Annotated in this window: 19 protein-coding genes; 11 read left to right on the top strand and 8 right to left on the bottom strand. The window is 42.6% G+C overall.

All coding sequences use genetic code 11. The annotated features are described in order from the left end of the window. Window positions 1-124 precede the first annotated feature (124 nt). The 3 genes from ABTV53_RS28695 to ABTV53_RS28685 all read left to right on the top strand — a co-directional run bounded on the left by ABTV53_RS28695 (window position 125) and on the right by ABTV53_RS28685 (window position 2,733). A complete protein-coding gene (locus ABTV53_RS28695; RefSeq protein WP_433749190.1) occupies window positions 125-1,084 on the top strand; it encodes an SDR family oxidoreductase in 960 nt (319 codons plus the stop codon). Between the two features lie 195 nt (window positions 1,085-1,279). Then, on the top strand, window positions 1,280-1,906 hold the full coding sequence (locus ABTV53_RS28690; RefSeq protein WP_433749187.1) for a DUF2306 domain-containing protein: 627 nt from the start codon (window positions 1,280-1,282) through the stop codon (window positions 1,904-1,906). A gap of 185 nt (window positions 1,907-2,091) precedes the next feature. Then, window positions 2,092-2,733: a hypothetical protein gene (locus ABTV53_RS28685; protein ID WP_433749184.1), complete on the top strand. Its 642-nt coding sequence runs from the start codon at window positions 2,092-2,094 to the stop codon at window positions 2,731-2,733. 160 nt (window positions 2,734-2,893) lie between these two features. Here the strand turns inward: ABTV53_RS28685 and ABTV53_RS28680 are convergent, their stop codons facing one another. After that, window positions 2,894-4,918 carry a right-handed parallel beta-helix repeat-containing protein gene (locus ABTV53_RS28680; RefSeq protein ID WP_433749181.1) on the bottom strand — a complete coding sequence of 675 codons (2,025 nt, stop codon included), beginning with the start codon at window positions 4,916-4,918 and terminating at the stop codon, window positions 2,894-2,896. Between the two features lie 274 nt (window positions 4,919-5,192). On the opposite strand from ABTV53_RS28680, the gene ABTV53_RS28675 reads away from it, so the two are divergent. Together ABTV53_RS28675 and ABTV53_RS28670 are read left to right on the top strand one after the other, a co-directional pair. Continuing rightward, window positions 5,193-6,287 carry a 5-methyltetrahydropteroyltriglutamate--homocysteine S-methyltransferase gene (locus ABTV53_RS28675; protein ID WP_433749178.1) on the top strand — a complete coding sequence of 365 codons (1,095 nt, stop codon included), beginning with the start codon at window positions 5,193-5,195 and terminating at the stop codon, window positions 6,285-6,287. Window positions 6,288-6,306: 19 nt separating this feature from the next. Continuing rightward, window positions 6,307-7,797 (top strand): aldehyde dehydrogenase family protein, encoded by a 1,491-nt coding sequence (locus tag ABTV53_RS28670; RefSeq protein WP_433749175.1) that lies wholly within the window; start codon window positions 6,307-6,309, stop codon window positions 7,795-7,797. Window positions 7,798-7,951: 154 nt separating this feature from the next. Here the strand turns inward: ABTV53_RS28670 and ABTV53_RS28665 are convergent, their stop codons facing one another. From ABTV53_RS28665 to ABTV53_RS28655, 3 genes are all read right to left on the bottom strand, one after another. Then, window positions 7,952-8,404 carry a HEAT repeat domain-containing protein gene (locus ABTV53_RS28665; protein ID WP_433749172.1) on the bottom strand — a complete coding sequence of 151 codons (453 nt, stop codon included), beginning with the start codon at window positions 8,402-8,404 and terminating at the stop codon, window positions 7,952-7,954. 141 nt (window positions 8,405-8,545) lie between these two features. Then, window positions 8,546-9,565, bottom strand: coding sequence for a zinc-binding alcohol dehydrogenase family protein (locus ABTV53_RS28660; protein ID WP_433754368.1), 1,020 nt, complete (start codon window positions 9,563-9,565; stop codon window positions 8,546-8,548). 204 nt (window positions 9,566-9,769) lie between these two features. Further along, window positions 9,770-10,159, bottom strand: a complete 390-nt coding sequence (locus tag ABTV53_RS28655; protein ID WP_433749169.1) for a winged helix-turn-helix transcriptional regulator — start codon at window positions 10,157-10,159, stop codon at window positions 9,770-9,772. Between the two features lie 148 nt (window positions 10,160-10,307). Here ABTV53_RS28655 and ABTV53_RS28650 point away from each other — a divergent pair, with 148 nt between their 5' ends. Beyond that, window positions 10,308-10,826 (top strand): DJ-1/PfpI family protein, encoded by a 519-nt coding sequence (locus tag ABTV53_RS28650; RefSeq protein ID WP_433749166.1) that lies wholly within the window; start codon window positions 10,308-10,310, stop codon window positions 10,824-10,826. Window positions 10,827-10,923: 97 nt separating this feature from the next. Here ABTV53_RS28650 and ABTV53_RS28645 read toward each other — a convergent pair whose 3' ends face one another. Further along, window positions 10,924-11,886, bottom strand: a complete 963-nt coding sequence (locus ABTV53_RS28645; protein WP_433749163.1) for a YndJ family transporter — start codon at window positions 11,884-11,886, stop codon at window positions 10,924-10,926. Window positions 11,887-12,408: 522 nt separating this feature from the next. On the opposite strand from ABTV53_RS28645, the gene ABTV53_RS28640 reads away from it, so the two are divergent. Continuing rightward, window positions 12,409-13,335 carry a hypothetical protein gene (locus ABTV53_RS28640; RefSeq protein WP_433749160.1) on the top strand — a complete coding sequence of 309 codons (927 nt, stop codon included), beginning with the start codon at window positions 12,409-12,411 and terminating at the stop codon, window positions 13,333-13,335. A gap of 27 nt (window positions 13,336-13,362) precedes the next feature. Here ABTV53_RS28640 and ABTV53_RS28635 read toward each other — a convergent pair whose 3' ends face one another. Beyond that, the gene (locus ABTV53_RS28635) at window positions 13,363-13,920 is read right to left on the bottom strand and encodes a DUF6199 family natural product biosynthesis protein (RefSeq protein WP_433749157.1); all 558 of its coding nucleotides are present in this window, start codon (window positions 13,918-13,920) and stop codon (window positions 13,363-13,365) included. A gap of 77 nt (window positions 13,921-13,997) precedes the next feature. Further along, complete coding sequence (locus ABTV53_RS28630; RefSeq protein WP_433749154.1) at window positions 13,998-14,624, bottom strand: hypothetical protein; 627 nt, start codon at window positions 14,622-14,624, stop codon at window positions 13,998-14,000. Window positions 14,625-15,202: 578 nt separating this feature from the next. On the opposite strand from ABTV53_RS28630, the gene ABTV53_RS28625 reads away from it, so the two are divergent. Together ABTV53_RS28625 and ABTV53_RS28620 are read left to right on the top strand one after the other, a co-directional pair. Beyond that, window positions 15,203-17,890 (top strand): Ig-like domain-containing protein, encoded by a 2,688-nt coding sequence (locus ABTV53_RS28625; protein ID WP_433749151.1) that lies wholly within the window; start codon window positions 15,203-15,205, stop codon window positions 17,888-17,890. A 170-nt stretch (window positions 17,891-18,060) separates the two neighbouring features. Then, the gene (locus tag ABTV53_RS28620; protein ID WP_433749148.1) at window positions 18,061-20,184 is read left to right on the top strand and encodes a bifunctional metallophosphatase/5'-nucleotidase; all 2,124 of its coding nucleotides are present in this window, start codon (window positions 18,061-18,063) and stop codon (window positions 20,182-20,184) included. Between the two features lie 91 nt (window positions 20,185-20,275). On the opposite strand, the gene ABTV53_RS28615 is transcribed toward ABTV53_RS28620, so the two are convergent. Further along, on the bottom strand, window positions 20,276-20,812 hold the full coding sequence (locus ABTV53_RS28615) for a PadR family transcriptional regulator (protein ID WP_433749145.1): 537 nt from the start codon (window positions 20,810-20,812) through the stop codon (window positions 20,276-20,278). Window positions 20,813-21,029: 217 nt separating this feature from the next. Between ABTV53_RS28615 and ABTV53_RS28610 the strand changes: the two genes are divergently transcribed. Next, window positions 21,030-22,298: an L-lactate MFS transporter gene (locus ABTV53_RS28610; RefSeq protein ID WP_421896115.1), complete on the top strand. Its 1,269-nt coding sequence runs from the start codon at window positions 21,030-21,032 to the stop codon at window positions 22,296-22,298. Window positions 22,299-22,640: 342 nt separating this feature from the next. Further along, the gene (locus ABTV53_RS28605) at window positions 22,641-23,186 is read left to right on the top strand and encodes a 50S ribosomal protein L25 (RefSeq protein ID WP_433749140.1); all 546 of its coding nucleotides are present in this window, start codon (window positions 22,641-22,643) and stop codon (window positions 23,184-23,186) included. Window positions 23,187-23,216: the final 30 nt, after the last annotated feature.

Genomic DNA, 23,216 nt, shown 5'->3' with positions numbered 1-23,216 from the left:
CCTTTTTAAGCGGCGGAATCTGTTGAATCAGGCAAAAACTCCGACGGAAAAGGCAAAGACCGCAGTAGTCAATCCCCTATACTAAGAGTAAACATCCTATCGATAGGAAAGGGGATTTCTGAAAATGCGTGTATTGGTTACAGGGGCAACAGGCTTCATCGGAGGGGCGGTTGTTCGCGAACTGCTGGATGCCGGTCATCAAGTGGTTGGTCTTGCCCGTTCTGAAAAAGCCAGCAAACGGCTTACGGCACTGGGTGCCCAGGTTCAAGTCGGTTCGATTGAGGATTTAGCAGGCTTGCGCAAAGTGGCTGCTGCAGTAGACGGGGTCATTCATTTGGCCTTCTTCCACAAGTTCTCGCATGCGGGCCTTCCAACTCGGCTTAGGGTTTTATTCGGCGGGAATCCTCGTCATGTAGTGATGCGATTTATGAAGGCTGCAATTGAGACTGACAGGCGAGCCATCGAGACACTTGGCACCTCCTTACCCGCCGGTGACCGGGCGCTTGTCGTCGCGATGCCTACGATGACGCTTACTCCCGGCCGTCTCGGAACGGAGGACAGCGCTGGGGATCCTCAATCGCAAGGTGGATTACGCATCATTTCAGAACATACCACCCTAGACTTGGCGAATCGGGGGATACGTTCCTCGATTGTACGCCTCCCACCGATCGTACACGGTGAAGGCGATAAGACGGGCTTGTTCCCAAATCTGGTGAACATTGCTCGCAAGAAGGGCTTCTCCGCCTATACAGGCTCCGGTAACAACCGTTGGCCATCCGTGCATTTACTGGATGCGGCGCGCCTTTTTAGACTCGCCTTAGAACAAGCTCCGGCAGGGTCCCGGTTTCATGCAGTGAGCGAAGAGGGCATTCCATTTCAAGAGATCGCCACGGCTTTGGGCCTCCAATTGAACTTGCCGGTCCAAGGTATTGGGGTTGAAGAAGCAGGTAAACATTTCGGATGGCTTGCACCCTTCACGAAAACGGATAATCCGGCGTCCAGTGCGTTGACGCAGGAGCGTTTAGGATGGAAACCAGGATATCCTACCCTTTTAGATGATATTCGGAAGGGGTATTATTTCTAACTGTAAAGCTGGGAGGAAGCGAATATCCGTTTGCACCAAAAGTACGGCAGGAAACTTGACCACGAAAAGCGTTGAATTTGTGCGTCCCTTTCTAGCCGATGCCTTAATCGAGAAGATCGGTATTGACTCTATAGCCACTAGAGGGTTTAAAGGGACAACAGCTTCACGGTGCATCAACGGAGGAGGATAATTCAAATGGGAAATAAGATGATTCGGACACTCGTTCTCATTCTTGCATTTTCGATTGCCGGATACGCAATTGTTCAGTATGGCGTGCTTAAAGCTAGTGATGCAGGACTTGTCTCTTTCAAATTGCAAAAGCCGAATTTTGAACTCAAACCATGGATATATGTACTATACATCCATATTGTTACCGCGATATTTGCCTTGATCATAGGACCCTTTCAACTATTTATGAAGCCAACGAATGATAGGAAACGTTGGCATCACCTATTGGGGTATGGATATGTTCTTTCGATTACAGTTAGTGGGATCGTGAGTGTGTATTTATCCCTTTTTGCCACGGGAGGTTGGATTGCCGGGCTTGGGTTCATGTCGCTCGATGTATTGTGGGTTGCGACGACGCTTATTGCAACAAGAAAAATTATGGCGAAAGACATCCAAGCTCATAAAGCATGGATGCTCCGCAGTTATGCGCTTACTTTTGCAGCGGTCACGCTTCGAATCTGGTTAGCGCCGCTGAATCTTCTGCTTGGCGATTTCGAGGCGGCGTTCCGGGTTGTCGCTTGGGTTTGTTGGATTCCTAATCTGCTCGTCATAGAAGCCGTGATTTCCAGAATGAGGTTGCGGCAGCGGCAATGATTTACAACTGCCAGCTACAGAAGGAACGTTAAATACGCTCCTTCTGTACAATGAGAATTAATCGAATCAGTTCATGAGGTATTCGCTGAGGAATCTGAATCAATAGAAGAGAAATAAGATCGATGTCGCAATGAAGTGCTTAGGTCTATTTTTGGACAAGATTCGTATGAGGGGGAGTGGGTAGAATGCCAATGGACAATCAAATGAAGGTTTTGGTTGATCGAACAGAGAGTATTCTCTATTATGCCGAATCTGACCTATCGAAAGATCAGGGGGCAGGCTGGATCGGCGGAAATGCACCTCAATTTTTTGATGATCAAGATGACCGTATCCATGAAGGTAACCAAAAATATCTTTTTTACTTGAGCCTCGTCCATCCGTTTAAACCGGACAGCATGATTTCGATCTTCATCCCTGAGGACTATGAGGAGTATTTGAAAAACAATATGTATCCTAATTGCTCGATCAAGGTAATTGAGCACCCCATTTCAACTGAAAGCATCAAAGAGATGTTTACTAACCCAGGCCTTAAAAAACACACCATCTCAGACGGGACACTAATTAATGACCAGAAATCAATGGATCAGTCTTTTTTGATCAAAGTAGGGGGAAACCCGAGACTTATTCAAAATGAAGACTATTATTTTACGAATTTGATGGAGGAGTCGTTTTCTTTTTTATTTCAAGTAGATGAAGATGGTTACCCCGAAACGTTGGTTCAACACGACTACAAGTATCCTTTTGGTTTTGGATCACTATATGTCTTTGCCGTGATAAAAGCCACCGAGATACAACACCCTGTAGCAGGTTTTTGGCAATTCTCTTGATTTCGCTCTATAAATATTACGGTTGAACCGTACCATAAGTAAGCACAAACTCATCGTTAAGTAGTCCTATGCAAAGCAAAGAAACCACTCCACGTAAGGAGTGGCTTTGTTTTTATATTTTGATTCAATCACCTGAAATGACTGGATCCTCAATCATAAACTAAATCTCAAACTCAACACTCCCATTTTCGGTTAATTCAAACGGACCAGGTGTAACATCTGCATCGGGTCTCTTTGTTCCGAAAAAGTCGGAGTCAAAATGATATGGACTGCTGTCCGGCTCTTCATATTTCATGTTGGCGTGATAAGTCTTTCCAAGCAGATCCGTGGTAACTAACATTGCAGAGGTTCCCCGAAGCAATTCGGGACCATGGATCTGAATGTGCACTTTGCCTAGTGCAGGATTCATCTCAATTGTTACGCCCTTCTGTGCAACTATCTTAGCTTGGGATTCGTGACGACTTGGAACCGCATCGTTAAGAAATACATTGCCACCCATAGCTACCGGAAGAACGGCATTGCCTATAAAGATATCCTTCGCCGCATCGCCAAGCTCCATAAGCTCCTCTTTGGTGTATTCCCACCATTTCTTATCTTTCACATTAGGATGTTGATCATAGCCGCCAAGTCCCACAGCATACAGATAACAAATGGAGTTGTCCGGAACCCCGTCCATGACCGTCTTCCCGTCCGCTCCAACTTCATCCCTTGGTTTAAGGGGAAGATGCTCAAAGAAGGTAATAGGAACAGGTTCTTTATTGGCATCGTTATCACCCAAGAAGATGTTGTTGTAATACCTGTCATCGCCTCCAGTGATATTGGAGTATCCGGCCATGGCCGTCTCGTGAGGGAAGTGATATGGCGTAATACGAGTAATTTCGGAACGAACTACAAATCGGCCTGCAAACAAATTATGAGCAAATGCCCCGCCCTGGGCCATATTTCTGAAATTCATCGGAGAGAGGAATAGATTGTGATCGACCATATACGGACCATGGCACACTTCAACGAAGAGGTCCTCAGAAAGATTGTCAAAAAATACATTACGGCTGATGCGAGTGCCCTGTGCCTGCCAGTCCAGCCAAAGCGCACGGTAACAGCTATACATTATATTCTCGCTGATTTGAGTATCTAGTGAAGCATGCAGTTTAATTCCCGCGACTTCGGCACCATGTCTGAGTCGTTTGTGGTGAATATTATAGATACGGTTCTGGTAAATGCGGCTGAAGGCTGCTCCCATATGACCCACAATACCTGCCTGTTCACAATCATGAATCACATTACCTCGAACGATGTGACTACCGACGCGATCTTTATGCCAGCCGGAGCGTAATGCTTGTAAAATAACCTCCTGCTCCCGTTGAGTCCCGCCTTTACTATGCTTCTCCAAAGACTTGCTGTGACCTGTACCAATTTCGGTGCCCAAGCTAATACCAACGCATTTGGATTCACTGATGATATTGTTTTCAATAATCCAGCCCTTACTCCAGTGAGGTCCAATCAAACCTTCCTGATAATCCGTAGGCGGCGCCCATTGAGGAGAAGCTTGACGAAGTGTGAAACCACTTACGGTGATATAGTTCAGTCCCGGTTTGTCAGGCCAGAAGCAATAAGGACGTACACTAATTTCTACATTTTCCTTACGAGGATCTTTTTCGCCAAAATTGGCCCAGATTTTGGTTGTCGTAGACCCCACTTCCGCATACCATTGCAACAATGAATCCTGGGGATACTTGGCTTCGGGCCAAACTTCAGGATTGTTAACGCTTTCAACACTGTTGCACTCATATAATGATTTGCCATCCAGATAGACATCACCAAGATGAACCGGGAAGGGACCGTCAAACAACCAGTCTCCACTGAGCTCCACCTCAAAGGGATTACGGACGGAAAAGATGGAATTGAGCACTTCTGTGCTCCAAACATGGTCTCCTTCAGACTTCCAGTCGGTAATCCGCTCAGCTCCTGTAATCACAACTTCCCCGTCTCCTGCGGATCGATATACGATTCGATGCTCCGCTGTTCCTCCATTCGCCGGGTTAACCCATTCCCTGTATACTCCTGCATGAACAATAACGGTATCACCAGCCATGGCATGAGCCGCAGCGCGTGATATGGTACGAAAGGGTTGATCTGCTGTTCCTTTTCCTTGATCATTCCCATGGTTGGATACATGATATTCCATAACAACTCTCCTTCTATATTAAAATGTTTGTTGTATCTCGTTATTATACTAGAAAATAAATGTAATGGGAGAGATAGGAAGACAAGGTCGCGCTAAATTGATATTGATATAAGGTAAACCACATCTACTACCCTTTGAGGTTGTGTTTTTTTGCTTATTAAAGTCTTTTAGCTATTGTTAAAAGCTATGACCAGTCATGCATTTTTCATATAACATACTATCTTTTCAATCATGCTATACTCAGTGAACCAAAAAGTTAGAAGGAGAAATAGTTATGATACCATTTCGTAATGATCATGTAGGCAGCTTTTTACGTCCTGCAAACTTAAGTCAGGCACGTGAACAATATAAATCAGGCAACATCACATATGAAGAATTAAGAGCTGTGGAAGATCAAGAGATTATTCGAATCATTGAAAAGCAGAAGGAAAATGGCGTATTGGCCGTTACGGATGGCGAATTCCGTAGAAGCTGGTGGCATTTTGATTTTCTGGGCGGCTTGGATGGCGTAGAGCTGTATGAGCAAATAGACGGACCAAAATTCCATAACATGCAGACTCGCAAGGGCGGGATTCGAGTTGTGGGTAAAGTTGATTTCTCTACGCATCCCTTTGTTAAGGATTTTGAGTTTTTGAAAAAGCATGCAGGTGACACAGTGGCGAAACAGACCATTCCAAGCCCCAACATGCTTCTATATCGGTTGGAAAATGGCGCCAATATCTATACGGACCGGGAGCAATTCCTTCAGGATACGATTGCGGCGTATCAAAAAGCTATTCAAGCTTTCTATGATGCGGGATGCCGATACCTGCAATTAGATGATACCGCTTGGGCAGATCTATTCTCCGAAGCTGGTCACGATAAGCTGCGTGCCAAAGGTCTGGAGCCGGCAGAAGAGCTGAAAACGATGCAGCGAATGATTAATGAAACTTTGGCTCATAAACCGGCAGATTTAGTTGTGACGATGCATATTTGTCGTGGTAACTATAAATCAAATTATTTCTCAACGGGTGGTTACGAGTACGCTTCTGAAGTTATTTTTGGAGGCTTAAACGTAGATGGATTGTTCCTGGAATTTGATGATGAGCGTTCAGGTGGCTTCGAGCCATTACAATATGTGAATCGAAAAGATTTGAAAATCGTGCTTGGTTTACTTACTTCGAAAACAGGCGAGTTGGAGGATAAAGAACAGATTAAAGCTCGGATTGCAGAGGCGGCAACCTATGTTCCTCTTGAGCAACTTTGTTTGAGCCCACAATGCGGCTTTTCTTCCACGGAAGAAGGCAATATTTTAACAGAAGAACAACAATGGCGTAAACTTCGTTATGTGAAGGAAATTGCAGATGAAGTTTGGAATGAATCCATCTAAATAACGGAGGGGATGCAAAATGACGACGCAAGCAGACCAAGAGACAGTTATCGTTGAAGCGTTCATTAATGGTCAACATGTAAAATCCCTTTCGCAGTTAGCAAAAGAAAATCCGGCCAACCCAACCGAGGTTGTAGGGTATTTCCCTGTCACTACGAGAGAACAAGCGGTCACCGCAATTGAAGCGGCAGCAGGGGCTTTTAAAACATGGAAGCAGACCTCCATTGATGAACGCATTATCATGATGCGCAAGGCGATCGAGAAGATTAGAGCAGCTGAGAATGAAATCGTACATTTGCTGTCCAGAGAGCATGGCAAGCCCCTGTATGATGCACACGGTGAGATATATGTTTCGTTAATGTGGATGGAGTTTGCTTGTAATGAAGCCAGATCGGCTCTACAGGAAGAGATCAAAGAGCATGAGAATGGTAAAACAATTCTTACTTATGATCCAATTGGTGTGGTGGCAGCGATTAGTCCATGGAACTATCCCATTGCTTTATCTACCATTAAGATTGCTCCTGCCTTACTTGCAGGCAACACGATTGTGCTTAAACCAAGCCCATTTGCACCACTGGCGGCAGCGAAGGTAGCAGAGATTATTGCGAGTGAGTTCCCGGCTGGTGTTATCAATGTAGTTCATGGTGATGCGGATGTGGGCGTTGAACTGACTAGTAATCCTTTGGTTACTAAAATCGCCTTTACAGGTGGAACCGCAACAGCTAAGCATATTATCAAAGCAGCTTCGGAAACGATTAAGGATATGACACTTGAGCTTGGCGGCAATGATGCGGCGATCTTCTTGGAAAGCTTTGATGTACATGATGAGCGAGCCATGCGCCGGATTGTCATTTCTAATTTTTTGACAACAGGACAGATCTGTATGATCGCCAAACGCGTGTATGTACACCGTTCTATTTATGATGAGTTTGTGGAAAAATATATAGAGGCGGCTAATCGCTGGATTCGAATTGGTGATCCATTTGATTCAAATACAACGATAGGTCCGGTTAATAACCTGAAGCAGAAAAATTATGTGCTTGGTTTGGTTGAAGATGCGCAAAAGCGTGGGGCTAAGGTCATCCCTCTCGGTCAAATTCTTGATCAGAAGCTGTTTGAACAAGGTTACTACCTACAACCTACGCTTGTCTTAGGTTGCGATGTTCATGATCCGATTGTAGTGGAGGAACAGTTTGGCCCTACGGTTCCGATTCTTCCATTTGACGATGAAGAGCAGGTTATTCATCTACACAATGAAAGCATATATGGATTAACGAGTTCTGTGTGGGGCAAAGAAGAGGATGCCATCTCCGTCGCACGTCAACTCGAAGCTGGAACGACCATGATCAATACAGCTGCTGTGCAGGGTCTCGACGTTCGGTTCCCTTTCGGTGGGGTCAAGCAATCTGGTATTGGCCGTGAATACGGCGTCGAAGGTATCCGCACTTATACAGAAAAACATGTCATCAACGTTCCGAAGACACTGGATCTTCCTTATATACCAGAATAAATCTTATAGCACACAACTTCGCATCGTACAGGGAATGTACATGTGAAATGGAATGTAGGCTTTAACTTAGCTCTGGTAGCAATCAAAATAAGAAATAAAGAAGCCACTCCATTTTTTGGAGTGGCTTTGTATGCTATTATACGGTGAACGACGGTTATCTTCTACCTAGTGTCTCCCAGATTCCATGGAGCCAGGAATCGAACTCAGCATCTTTGTCGCCCTCGTAAGTATCATAGAGGTCCAGACGTGTCTTTTGCAGTTTTTCCTTAAATTCCTCAAATGTGTGACCTTCAGGAAGGCTTTTTTTGATCCGCAGCAAAATTTTGTTAGTCCCTTTAAACAGCTCGCCTTTGTTTTTGGCAGGCATCTGTACATCTTCATCCAACTGTTTCAGCTTGAGATATGCGGCTTCGCGCACTTGAAATACTTGATCATTTTTCAAAACATGCTGAAGCAACTTGATGGTAGGTTCTGTATCCCAGTTCCCCAATTCGTTCACCGCATTCAGTCTGTCTCTCCAGCTTGACGTCCGATTAGCCGCTCGTTTGAGCTCTTCAAAGTTCTCCGGTAGTTCGTTAACTGCTCCAATATCATGGTTGTTCGTCAAAGTTCAATCTCCTTAATCATCGCCATCTCGGCAGAATGATGAATGTTAATCAGGTAAACTCCATTATAACACGAACCTGGCTAAACTACTTCATTTAAGCCAATTGGTTAATCAAAAACTCGAAAAGATGCAACTAGGTTTTTAAATAAAACCTTCTAGTACAATTTTACCAATCGTCCTATTGCTCTCCAACAATTTGTGGGCTTGCCGGAGATTCTCTGCTGAGATGGGTTCAAGGACTTGGGCTAGTGTTGTCTTTAATTTTTGGTTGTCCACAGCATCAGCAATACGATTAAGCAATAGATGCTGCTCAATCATATCATCTGTTTCGTAAACAGCGCGGGTAAACATAAACTCCCACACGAAGGTGACGCTTTTTTGTTTAAGCAATGTGAGGTCCAACGGAGAGGTCGGATCATCAATTGCGCATACAACTCCTTGCGGAGAAATAGCTTCGCTAATACTAGTCCAGTGTTTTTCCAAAGCATTCAGGCAAAAAATATACGGGACGCTTGTAAATCCAATTGCTTGAAGTTGTGGAAGGAGCGGTTCATGGTGATTAATGGTATAGTCCGCGCCCATTGATTTAACCCAGCTAACCGTCTCCGATCGGGAAGCAGTCCCGATTACAGTAAGCCCCGCTTGTTTTGAAAGCTGAGTGGCAATGGAACCTACACCCCCGGCTGCACCAATAATCAGCAGAGCCTTTCCTTTGTTGAGGCCCGGATCTTGGGAAATAGACATTCGGGTAAATAATGCTTCCCAGGCTGTAATGGAGGTTAGGGGAAGAGCTGCGGCTTCCACAAAACTTAAGGAAACAGGTTTGCGCCCAACGATTCGTTCATCGACCAGATGGTATTCACTGTTTCCGCCTTGTCGTGCAATACTGCCAGCATAGAAAACTTCATCTCCCGGACGAAACAATGAACAGTCCGGTCCTGTCTCTTCAACGACTCCTGCTACATCCCAACCTAGAATTTTAGGGTTGTCCTCTATTCTTTCCTTAGGAGCTCGTACTTTTGTATCAACAGGATTGACCGATATGGCGGCAACTTTGACCAAAATGTCACGACCCGTTGCTTTTGGTTTTTCTACAACAACGTCCACCAGGCTTTGGGGATTGTCAATTGGAAGATAACGAGTTAATCCTACTGCCTTCATTGTAGTCACGATGAACCACATCCTTTTCCATATTAGTATGCCCTTTAATTAGTACTATAGAATATATTTACTATTGGCCAAGTAAACGAATTGATTTGAAAGTAGCGCTGGAGATTCTATAAAGGAAGGAACGATTGTTCATAGAGCAATGGTACGAAGCAAAAGGTCTAGGGCGAATTAAAGAAGCTATCGAAAAGTAGAGGATTAATTGTTTGATTCCTGGATATCCATTTCTTTTATGATTTCTGCTATACGATTTTTTCCCCATTCATACATCATTTCAACGATAGGAAGTAAAGTCATCCCCAATTCAGTCATGGAGTATTCCACTTTGGGTGGAACTTCTGGATAAACCTCACGATGAACTATTCCATCTTCCATCAGTTCTCTTAATTGATTCGTTAATATTTTATGAGATATTTTTGGAAAAAGCCTTTGGAGATCACTGAATCGATAGGGTCCTTCTACACCTAAATGCCACAAAATAACAATTTTCCATTTGCCACTAAGAATGGATAAGGTAAGTTCTTTTTCGCAATTATAATCACCATTTATGATCTTTTCTTTAACTTCATCTCTAAAAGTATCTGGCATAAGCTCGTACCCCCTTATTCCTATCAATTGTAACCTGAAGGTAACCTTCTTACACAAAAGTGCATTCTTCACAGTGAAGAAAACAAGCATTAGAATGAAATAGTCGTCTTACCGGCAAATCTTTTTCACTAATTAGGAGGAACTACAAATGAGTAAAAAAGCACTCTTTATTATACCACCAGAACGTTTCAATGAGGACGAATTATTTAAACCAAAAGCCGAATTGGAAAGCAACGGAATTGATGTGACCATTGCAAGTACAAAAACAGGTGAAATCATAGGGGATTATGAAGGTAAAGCAACTGCTGAGGTCATTTTCTCGGACGTTATTGTTTCTGATTATGATGTTGTATCCGTTATTGGTGGATCTGGTACGAACGATCACCTATGGGGGAATCAAGAATTACAAGATTACTTGAAACAAGCGTACACGGATAAAGTTCTTGTAACAGGAATCTGTGCAGGTGCGGTTACTGTAGCTAAAACCGGTTTACTTACCGGAAGAGAGGCTACTTGCTATCCAGTGGATGTACAAAAAGACCAATTAAAAGCGAATAAAGTAACATATGTTGAAAAACATGTTGTTGCTCATGAAGATATTATCACTGGTGATGGTCCTGATGGCGCTAAAGAATTTGGAGAAGCTTTGGTAAAAGCATTAAGCTAATTCTACATTTCCTCCTTGAATTTTTATATAATCGAAAGCCTACGGGATTCACTCCGTAGGCTTTTGGCGATTCAAAATCAACCTGAGCATGATCTAGCTAATCTATCACCTCGTGAATGAAGCCTACCATATACACCCAACCAATCAGTCCACATAAGACAAAACCAAACGCATGCAGAGCTCCGTAAATGGGAATGAAATCGAGTATGGTTAAGGAATACATATTTTTCAGTAACGGATAGAAGATGGAGATGACAACCACCGTATAAAAGGCTAGGCAAGAAAGGCCTAAGAAGAAGGCTGCCTTAATATCCAAAGCGTTTTTCCTCAAGTAAGCAAGGAGATAAGCGGTGTAAACCACAATATTGCAGGCGAACAAACTGACACCAATGTATTCAATTGGCTTGGAGAAAATCATACCAATAGCAATCAAGATTGGTCCGATGATATCAATGGCAACAACCCAGGGATACCAGCTTTTCTTCGTCATGATGCGTCCCAGTGCGCCAATAAATATCGGAACGATCGCAGATGAGAAATGAAAGTGGAGCGAGCTTAACGCGTGCGTTGCAGGATTAGCCTGGAAGAGATTTATTTGATATTGATACAAGGTAAACCAGATGCCCCCGACAAAAAAATAAACGAGCCCCGCACCAATCGCTATTTCCGCAGCTCTTCCTTTAGCAATCATAATCGTGGTCAAGCCATAGAGGCCAAGCAGCATTGTGAACAGTAGCCACCCAAGGGACAGAATCCCTGGGATTGCCGTACCTTCTAACCCCCACATCTTACTACTCATTACCGAGGCGAGAGTAAGAAGCGCAGCGGGAAATTGAAGCCATTTCATAGCAGCATAAATCATTCGTTGATGTTTATTCTTTTCGTCATGGTTCAAAAGTAAAATCACAAGAGGTACAATGACAAAAGCCGCAAACAGCAGAAATTTTTCAACAAGTTCGAATTGAAAGTGATCCAGAGAAAATATCAGAATGGTTATGATTCCACCGGGAAATACCGGTGCTAATACTGATTTCATTCGTTGCTTCAAGGAACTATTCATGGGGTTTCCTTTCTAACTACGTTTATCGCAATAACTGCCTGTATTCAGATGTGATGCATTCTTTAGTATAGATCGGCAATTCTTCTTTTAGTAGTCTAACATATTTATTTGTCAATATATGAAAATACGCTTATCTTACTGCGGTTGATGGAGTCATGGGAAATAGCCCTTCCGCTCTTTAAAGGTGAGCCTTCTGGTAATATCAAGCCCGATTGAGATAGACTGGACGAACACCGCCTGATAACACTGAAAACTTTTCATATACTTTTGCCTCTAAAATGATACGGTGAACCGTACGATGAGTGATGGATGAGGATAATTTGAGTTGAGGAATTCAATATAAACTAATTTCCGACTTGAGAGTAGGTGGGAACAAATTTCTTAAACTCAGGTCAAAATTCAATTATTGGGTTGGAGGTATTTTCCTTTTTGTGTCGAAATATGTACTATCGATAACTAAGGGGAGGCTTCATGGGTTTAGTAGACCAAGAGGCCGACTATATTTCTAAAGGAGGATATTAAATGGATTTTTTAACATCGTCTATACTGTCAGGTTTAGCGTGGGATAGTATTAAAAAAGTAGGTTTTGTCACGAGTGAATATTTAAAAAAACATCTTAAGAACTGGGCATTAGATGAGAGAGAATATGAAAACATTGCAACAAAAATTAACGAAATTCCAGATGAATATAAGAAAAGTGTAAAATTTTTAGAAGCTGCGATTGATGATGATATGGAATTAAAGGAAATTCTTATGTTAGCTAAGCCTAGAAGTACATATGCACAGGATAATAGTAGGAGTTCATTTAATAATAGTCAGGTTATAAATGGTTCTGGTAACACTATTACTATAAATAGTGATAATAAAAAAAAAGCCGAAATTAAAATAATAGATTTAGAAATTCTTGAAGCTGATGACGAAGAAAAGTTTCCAATATTGGATGTGAAATTAAGAAATATAGGTGATGAAGTTGCATTTTTAAAAAGAGTTGTGTTTAATATTCATGATTTTTATGAAATGATTAACCCACATGCAATTTACTTTGATAGAATTGAATCATCTTACACTTATGATATGTTACTTTCTGGATTAGAAACGAAAAACTATACTATATCACAAAGTGTGGGACCCAATGGAGTCGATAGGTTTAGACTAAGAATTGCAAATGATTTAGGTGACCCCATAATGCCAACAATTTATAAATTTGATATACAAGTAGTTTATAATGAAGACAATTTATATGTTAATTCTGAAAAAATAATTCTCCCAATTCCATCAACTGAAGAGTATGCAGGGTATTATATTAGCCATACTATAAAAGAAAATGCTAAACAGAACTACATAAATTTAAAAAGGTTTAACGAAGATCAGGCTAGAAAAAGTGGTTATTTTACAGGTATATATGACAGCTATGAATCACATAAATCTGACTTCTTACAAGTGAAGTGAGTCAACGAGTTTGTCATACAATTTTCACTAAACAAAATAATTTACCAAAGCCACTCCAATGTATAGGGAGTTATAATTTGTTTTAAACCAATTTTTTAACTCTTCACTCATTATCTCATATTCTGTCTCGGTAGCCTTCGGATGCAATTCGATTCCTCCAGAAGGTCCGAAAATAATGATGTCTAAGCTCGTTTCATCTATAAATGTAATCATCCAAGCATTATTCGATCCAACAATATCACCTGCATCAAAAGGTCTAAGTTCTGCATCTTGTATCATTTGGATAACCGTATTTTTTTCTTCTTCGCTTAATATTGTGGTATGGATCATGCCAATACTGATTTCTTTTACTTGCCCTGCATTCAGTTTCTCTTTAAATTGTTCTGCCCATTTGGTGTCCGCCCCGCTTCCTGTGGAGCAACTTGAAACGATCAGTATGAAACCGACTATCACTAAGACAATACCTGAGATCCGTCCAACATTTAAGGCTAAGTCACTTGGCTCCGCATCTTTAAACTTCCATCCCAGTCGTACATACCAAGCAAAGTAAGGCCAAATCGCCATAATTATTCCTATGATATCCATCGCTACACATCAGCAATCTATCAGCTTCCTCGGAAAACAAAAAAGAGCCGCGCATCATGCGACTCTCCATCTGATTTTTAGCGCCCGCCCGTATTGGAAGCCCAGACAGGAATCCAACTGTTCGGATAATTGCTATTGGTCAGCGTTGTGTTATAGAGAACTAAATTCCCATCACTTTGCATGACCAGGGTGTCACCCGTTGTGTTAGCCGGTAAGTTACTCCCGTGATGACCTGAAATCCATGAGGTGGTATTGGGAGACCAAGCAGCTACCTGTACAGAAGTATCAATCACCAAAACTTTATCCCATCCCCAACCAGTGTAATATTCGTATTTACCTGTAGCCGGGTTGAAACCATAACGATAACCATATTGGTACACATCTTGATATTTCATGCCATATTTATACATGACAGGTTTTCCGTATTGTGGTTCAAACTTGAACGAAAGAGCCCCACTGTTACTGGTACCGCTACTCCAAAGAGAAGAACCATTCTGATAGATGACAAAATTCCCGTCATTCTGCCAAATGGCTGAAAATCTGCCATCCTGCGAAGTGAGATAGTCTCCCTTAGCCATACTTTGGCCGATCGTGAGCTTATCTCCAAGATAGCTGGCAGAAGCGGTCGCTGGTACGGCAAATGCAAGAATCAACAAGCAAGCCATAAGAATTCGAAAAGATCTGGGAAAAAGTTGTCTGTTCATTGGACACGCTCCTATGTTCTTTATAATGGTTAAAGCTAAATGTATAGAACTACAAACCTTACAGTTATTGCGTATTTCTGCACAGCGTTCGGTTAGGAGTGGTGAAAGAGCAATCAACGCATCCCCCAGTGGTAGTTATAGGGAAAATCAATTTACAATGCTCTCCGGGGTCACCTCCTTTAATAGACAATAAGTTGCTTGAATACATAGTATGAAAATGATATGTGTTAACTAGAGTTGAGGGGGTTGAGGTCCGAGGAAGTTTACTATCATAACTGCCCATACGTGTGATCACAAAACGAATATGACTTTTTATCCCATTATATCAACTAAAAAGATAAAATGCATAATTTTCTATTAAAGTCTTTCCGGGCGATAGTGGAAGGTATAAATGAATACTTTTAACTAGTCTCACTCTCGACTTACAGTTCGTAGTTCAGTTGTAGAAAACGATTTATTTTTATTTGTGGATATAGGAATTTAGATGTATGTGTCGAATGGTTTAGATTAAATTTGAATGATTTCAGAAGGATTTAACATGATTTAATCATCCAGAGGAAAGCTAAGAGGGGGATCATATGTATTTTGTCAAAAAGATAGGGAGCTTGGTTCTGGTATTATCTCTAATCACAGGGTTGTTGTACTTAAAACCATCGGATAAGGTCTATGCTGCGGCTCCAACGTCAACAATCACAATGGATAATACGCTACTGAGAATTGGCAGCACATCACAGGTAACCTTTACGTTCTCGGAAGCGGTACAAGGGTTAGACAATGGAGATTTAACGGTTCCGAACGGCACACTGACTGCACCTGTCTCTTCTGATGGAGGCATTACGTGGACCGCAACTCTCACACCTAGCCTCAACACTACAGATGCAACCAACGTCATAACCCTGAACAACGCGGGTGTGATGAATCAAGACGGTATTGTAGGGGCAGGCACAACCACCACGAGTAATTATGCGATTGATACATTAAGACCGACAGCAACCATTGTCGTAGCCGATACGACGCTGACCGCTGGGGAGACATCACTGATCACCATCACATTTTCCGAAGCAGTGACCGGCTTTAGCGTTGCCGACCTAATAGTTGAGAATGGGACGGTGAGTGGCCTTAGTTCCTCCGATGGAGGTATTACATGGACCGCGACATTAACACCAGCTTTGGGTATCACGGATGCAACTAACATCATCACGCTTGATAATACGGGCATTAGTGATATTGCAGGCAATACAGGCACGGGGACAACGCCTTCGAATAATTATGAGATCTATACCGCCCGGCCAACGGCAACGATTGTCGTAGCCGATACAACGTTGAATATTGGCAAGACGTCTGATGTCACCTTTACATTCTCTGAAGCAGTGACTGGTTTTACGCTTACAGACCTTGCGGTGACGAATGGTACCATTAACAATCTGGCTACCAATGATAATATTAGCTATACAGCAGAACTAATCCCGCCTGTCGGCATGACTGCTGGAACCAACAAGATTACACTCGACAATACGGGTGTGATGAATCAAGGCGGCATTGAAGGCATAGGAACTACAGACTCAAATAACTTCGTAATCGATACCGAAAGGCCCACAGCAACGATTGACGTTACCGATACGACACTGACTGCAGGGAAGACATCGCAGGTTACCTTTACGTTTTCCGAAGCAGTTACAGGATTTACCAATGATGACCTAGTCATTGCAAACGGTACACTGAGTTCCGTTAGCTCTTCCGATGGAGGCATTACATGGACCGCGATATTGACGCCGACTGTTGGCATCACGGATGGAACGAATATCATTACGCTTGATAATACAGGCATCAGTGATGTTGCAGGCAATGCCGGAACGGGTACGACGGATTCGAATAATTATACGGTATATACCGCCCAACCAACGGCAACGATTGTTGTAGCCGATACAACGCTGACCAGTGGCAAAACATCAGCGGTAACGATCACATTCTCTGAGGCTGTGTCGGGTTTTGATAATGCGGATCTAACGGTTGCGAACGGTACACTGAGTGCTGTTCGTTCAACCGATGGGGGTGTGACGTGGACAGCAACGTTAACCCCTCAAGCTAATGTGAGCAAATCAGTCAATGTCATCACCCTTCAGAATACGGGAGTGTCCAATGGTGCCGGTAATACAGGACAGGGTATAACGGAGTCCAATCCGTATTCAGTTTTCACTGTACAGCCGGTACAAACAACAAGCCCAAGCAGTCCTTCTGCACCAATGGCCCCGATAGACAATACAGTCACTTCAACAACGGGTAAAATAACCGTTCCGGCGGGCAAATCAGGGTTGGTTAGCTTGGGCAAAGAGATTCAGATCTCAATTCCAGCAGGGGCATCACCTCAAGAATTGACATTATCGATTGATAAAGTGTCTAATACCGAAACTTTGTTAACAAATAAAGAGGTTCTGGCCGGCCCAGTATTTGAGCTTCTGAAGAATTTTCCGGAGAACTTTCTCAAGCCGGTAAAAATGACATTTACATTTGATTCATCAGGTCTTAAGAGTCAGCATACAGTGGCTGTATTTTATTATGATGAAGTGAATAAAGCATGGGAGAAAGTGCCTGGCGGTATTATAAAAGGGGAGCAAATCACAGTTGAGGCCAATCACTTTACGAAGTTTGCTGTCCTTGTTGTTGATCTAACTAGCGGAAAGCCTCTCTTGAATAGTCCAGTTGAACCGACGACGGAAGCTGGCTTTAGCGACATCTCGGGACACTGGGCTGAAGCAAGAATTAAACAAGCTTTAAGCAACGGTATAATTACCGGATATCCAGATGGAACGTTCAATCCGGGAAAGAACGTCACACGTGCAGAGTTCTCAGTCATGCTGATGAGCACCTTAAATTCACAAAAAGCAGAAGTGGAACTGGTATTCTCAGATAAAACCGAGATCGGAACTTGGGCCAAAATGGAAGTATCGCAAGCCGTGCAAGAAGGCATTATTAGCGGTTATCCAGACGACACGTTCCGGCCCAACGCCGATATCACACGTGCCGAGATGGCAGTGATGGTTGCGGATGCGCTCAGGGTGTCTACTACAGGCAATGCTACAACGTCTTTTGCAGACGACAAGTCTATCCCTGTTTGGGCAAAAAACGCTGTGGCAACGCTGAAGGAACTTGGCCTTGTCGAAGGGATGGGAAACAACAATTTCAATTCTAAATCACCAACCACCAGAGCAGAGGCCGTCGTTCTATTAATGAACATGTTAGAGCAAAGAGGAATCGTAGTTAACTGATGATGAAAGATACTCTTGCTGTTGAACGTGTTTAGCCAGGTTTAAACATACCTCTTCTCTATCAATCTCCCAAATATTTTTACAACCATTTGATATTTTCTATGACTTTTCTGAATTGAACTATGGTAAAATATCTCAGGATCGATAATTGGAGAGGGGTTTTGTAATTCATGTCTTGGAAAAAAGTTTTGGGTAAAAGCACCCTGCGTGTAGCTACTGCTGCACTATTACTCACGCAACTATTGGGCGCAGCAGGTTCTGTCTCAGCCGCAGGCAACGATGTAGAAGTACACTTGATTGGTATCAATGACTTGCACGGTCAGTTAGATACCACATCGATGGTTGGTGATAAAAAGGCAGGATCGGCTCCAATTCTAGCAACCTATCTCAAAGAAGCTCAAGCCAAATATGAACATTCCCTACTCTTCCATAATGGAGACTCTGTTGGTGCATCTGCGCCAGTCTCATCTCTTGATCGTGACGAGCCTACCATGGAATGGATGAATATGATGGGATTTGATGTGGGCTCCTTGGGAAATCATGAATTCGACCATGGTGTCGCTGCTTTAAAGGCACAGATCTTTGGTGGCCTTGATCCAAAAGAAGGCAAAGTAACGCATGCCGGTGCAAAATTTGATTACGTCAATGCAAACGTGATCGAAACCGCTACCGGAAAAACACTAATCCAGCCTTATGTAATTAAAGAAGTAGGCGGAGTCAAAATTGGATTCATCGGACTAGTGACCAAATCAACACCTGCCAAAGTATCACCATCGGGTACAGCTGGTGTGCGTTTCTTAAGTCCAGAAGAAGAAGTTGAAGCTGTTAATAAATATGCAAAAGAATTACAAGATAAAGGTGTAGAAACGATCATCGTGTTGGCACATGATCCAGCAACCACCAAAGAAGGCGTAACGACTGGAGAAGCAGCTGATCTGGCAAAAGCTTTACCATCAAATTCCCCTGTTGACGTGATCGTTGCAGGTGACAATCATGCTTTGGCTAACGGTGAAGTGAATGGAAAATTGATCGTGCAAGCCTACTCATATGGTACAGCTTTTGAAGATATCAAGCTGATGATTGACCCTGCTACCGGAGATGTAACTGAGAAATCAGCTACGATTACAACAACATTCCAAGAGGGTGTAAAAGAAGACCCTGAAACGTTGGCAATTATTAAAAAATCATTGGACAAGCATCCTGAGCTGACGAAGCCAGTAGGTACAACGGATGGTTCTGTTACTCGTACAGATGCTTATAATAACGAAGCCCCTCTAGGCAACTTGATTGCAGATGCCATGCGTCAAGCAGACTTTGGTGATAAAGCGAGCGATGCTGACTTTGCATTTATGAATCCAGGTGGTATTCGTGCGGACTTACCAAAAGATGATGTAACCTTTGCTGATCTTGCGAAAATCCAACCATTCGGTAATACTCTAGTGAAACTTGAGCTGACTGGCGAACAGGTTAAAACCTTGTTGCAGCAGCAATGGGGTACCAATGCTGACGGTACACCTAATACCAAAACACTCCAAATCTCTGGTTTGAAATACACTGCAGATTTCAATAAGCCAGTGGCAGAACGTATTACTGGTCTTAGTCTGGAAGATGGAACACCAATTGATTCTGCAAAAACATATACGGCTGTAGTTAACAACTTTATGGCTGCAGGTGGAGATAACTATAAAGTGCTGCTGGATGCTAAATCATCCCTGACAGGTCCGATCGATCTGGATGTATTCTACCAATACATCGTAGATACGTATAAAGGCGGTAGCATCGAAGCTAAAAATGAAGGACGTATCACAAACCTGGCTGCATCTACCGAGCCAACAGAAACACCTGTAACAACAGAAGTCATTTCTCGTGCTGAATTTGTAAGTGCTCTGGTGGACATGTTGAAACTGAACAAAGTAACGACAGCACCTGCATTCAAGGATGTTGCGGCCAATGCTGCATATGCGGATGCGATTGCTGAAGCTACGCAAGCTGGATTCATTCAAGGTTACGGCGGGAACTTCTACCCGGAACGTGATATTACTTTGGAAGAAGCAGCGACGATTTTGGCAAAATTGGTGAACAGTCCGGCATCTGAAGCGAATGCGGCAACGATTATTGCTGCTTTCGAGGATGGTAAGTCCGTGTCTGCTTACGCAATTAAGCCTATGGCAAAATTGATTGACAAAGGTATTCTGGGTGGAACCGATAAAAAATCGCTTCAACCTAAACAAGGTCTTACTACTAACGATGCCAAAGCTTTAATTGAAAAGGCTGTTGCAGCCAAAGCTTCATAATGTTGAACTTCATGTATTCATAATAATTATTAATTAAATAAACGACGGGGTCCATTGAGAAGAAGGAGAATGGACCTCGTCGTTTTTAAGTTTATTTCTGAGAATAAGTTATAATTTTTTCCAGCCATTGAATGATTAACATCTCGCGTTGAATTGCATAATCCAACACCAGATAATCTCCGAAATGCTCACTGTCCGCAGAAGGAATTTGACTATATCTTTCTTTGGTGTGTTGAAGATGTGTTAGTCGTTCCTGATGCTGAATCAGTTGATGATCCACCAGCTGTAATCGGGTTGCAGCATCAAGATGATGAGAGAAATACATTCGAAGCCGAAACACATCTTTGGGCGTGGGTTCAATAGGCTCTTCTTTTTTCAACCATTGAACAAAATCAAGCTTGCCTTTTTCCGTAATGGAATACAGCTTTTTCTCCAGAATTTCTCCACTAATTTGAATTTCGTATACAATCAGTTCCTCGCTCAACAATTTTTTCAACTCAGGATATATCTGACTGTGCTTTGCAGTCCAAAATTCACCCAAATCCTTACTAAACTCTTTGCCTATATCGTAACCAGTCATGGGTTCCTTAGACAACAGCCCTAATATTGCATATTTTAAAGTTCTCATAAGGCTCACCTTCTCTAGATAAATACGTATGAATCTTGTAATTATAACATAACCAGCGAGTGAACCTTAATATAGATACAGATTTAAACTAACACGTTAATCAGTTCATATAAATATGTACATGTTTTCATTGATATGATTTTTTGCCTGTGGTACTATTTAACTCGAAAGATAGTGAATTAATTCACAATATAAACATGAGGGAGAAAAGATCTCAGTGGAACTGACAAAAAAGAGATGGATTATTCTGATTGCAAGCTGTTTTATCAATCTGTGTATCGGCTCGATTTACGCATGGAGTGTATTTGCTGCACCAATGGCAGAGTATTTGAGCGGCATTACAGGACGTCTTTTAACTCCGGGGGATTTGGCTATTGCCTTTACAATCTGCAACTCTGTAGGGCCAATTACGATGATTTCAGGTGGATGGATTAATGACAGGTTTGGACCGAAGAAAGTCATTTTGATTGGAGGCTTGTTGTTTGGGGGCGGCATGATTCTGTCCGGATTTGCAACGTCTGTAGGATTTCTGGTGTTTGCTTATGGGATCGTACTCGGCTTGGGAACAGGGATGGTTTATGGGTGCACCATTAGTAACTCAATCAAGTTTTTCCCGGACAAACGGGGACTGGTCGGCGGTGTAACAACGGCTGCGTATGGATTAAGTTCTGTTATTATCCCTCCGATTGCCAATGCATTTATCAGTAATTCTGGGGTAACCTCTGCATTCTTTGTTACGGGTACTTCATTTCTTGTCATTGTCTGTGCCGCATCTTTCTTTATTGAAAAATGCCCATCTGATTTTGTTCCGTCAGGCTGGACACCTAAGACTGTCAACGTTAATTCATCTTTAAAAGCAGATAAGAACTGGAAGGGGATGCTGGCAAGTCCGCTATTTTACGTCATGATTCTGATATTAATAAGCGGAGCTTTTGCTGGTCTAATGTGTACGTCGCAAGCATCACCTATAGCTCAGAAAATGGTAGGTCTGTCTGCCGCAGCTGCGACAACCGTTGTTTCTGTCTTGGCTCTGTTTAACACGGGTGGACGTATCCTTGCGGGATATATTTCCGACAAAATTGGTCGAATCAATACGCTGGCCGTCGCTTCGCTCTTATCAGTAGCAGGACTCATCTTGCTGTATTTATCAGGTGGTAGCAATGTTGTGACATTTTATATCGGTATCTCTGCCATTGGATTGAGCTTTGGCTCCCTGATGGGAGTATTCCCCGGATTTACAGCCGATCAGTTTGGAGCCAAAAATAATAGTGTGAATTATGGAATCATGTTTATTGGATTCGCAATAGCAGGATACTTCGGGCCTTCGATTATGAGAAATGTATTCAGTGCAGACGGGAGTTATCAAAGAGCCTTTGTCATTGCAGCCATTCTGGGGTTGTCCGGATTTATTCTCACCTTTGTATATAAGTGGGTCGTCAAGTATCAGGAGAGAGCAGCTCATAAGAATCAGAAGGTCATCATCTAAAGTTTACGATATATCAGCTATAAGAAGTATGAGACCATTTGCTATTCCCCATGCAGGATGTGTTTTTTGAATAAAGAAGCAGACACTTTTGATCATATTATGGGGTTAAATCGACAAAAGGATGTTTCTATGATAGGGTGGAGGCATCCCATAGGCATTCTACTCTTCGGAGTAGAGTGCCTTCATGTATATCATGGGAGCTTACATTAAATGTATTTTAAATCAATTGGATCGGTTATGGAGGTGGTGATGCTATGTTTCTCTCTTTAGCCCCATTAGGGGATGGTTGGATGGTTATAAAAAATGTGAAAATATCATTTAATAAAGAGGAGCGAACATAGCATGACTACTCGTTTTCAAGCGGAGACCCGCATTCCATTAAATCCATCTCGACTTAGGGATCTACGTAAATCCGGGCGTTTGCCAGGCGTTGTTTTTGGCAGAAATACGGAGAATGAGATGATTCATATTCCAACAATAGAATTTCAAAAATGGTTGAAGCAAGGAGCAACTGGTTTTATTGAATTACAGTTTGAAAAGAAAGGCTCATTGACCGTATTGTTGGAAGACCTCCAACGTGATTCGGTTACACGAGATTTGCTTCATGTGGATTTTCAACAGGTGCAGACCAATGAGATCATGCGGACAAAAATTCCTGTCAAGTTCAATGGCACACCGATCGGCACAAAGCAGGGTGGAGTCGTGCAAGTTCAATTAGCTTCTATTGAAGTGGAGGCATTGCCGAGACACTTGCCAACATCGATTGAATTTGACATTAGTACGATGGAACTTGGAGAAACACTCCATGTAAGTGATGCAACATTTGCACCAGATGTGACGGTGATCTCTGAGGGGAATGAGTCTCTTCTCTCTGTAGTGAAACCTTAACAATTCCAAATTAGCAAAGCTGAATAAGTC

Origin of the sequence: Paenibacillus amylolyticus, from assembly GCF_050990605.1 — a bacterium.
Classification (GTDB): Bacteria; Bacillota; Bacilli; order Paenibacillales; family Paenibacillaceae; genus Paenibacillus; species Paenibacillus amylolyticus_H.
Note: the sequence above shows the minus strand (reverse complement) of the source record. Positions and strands in the feature narration are given on the sequence as shown.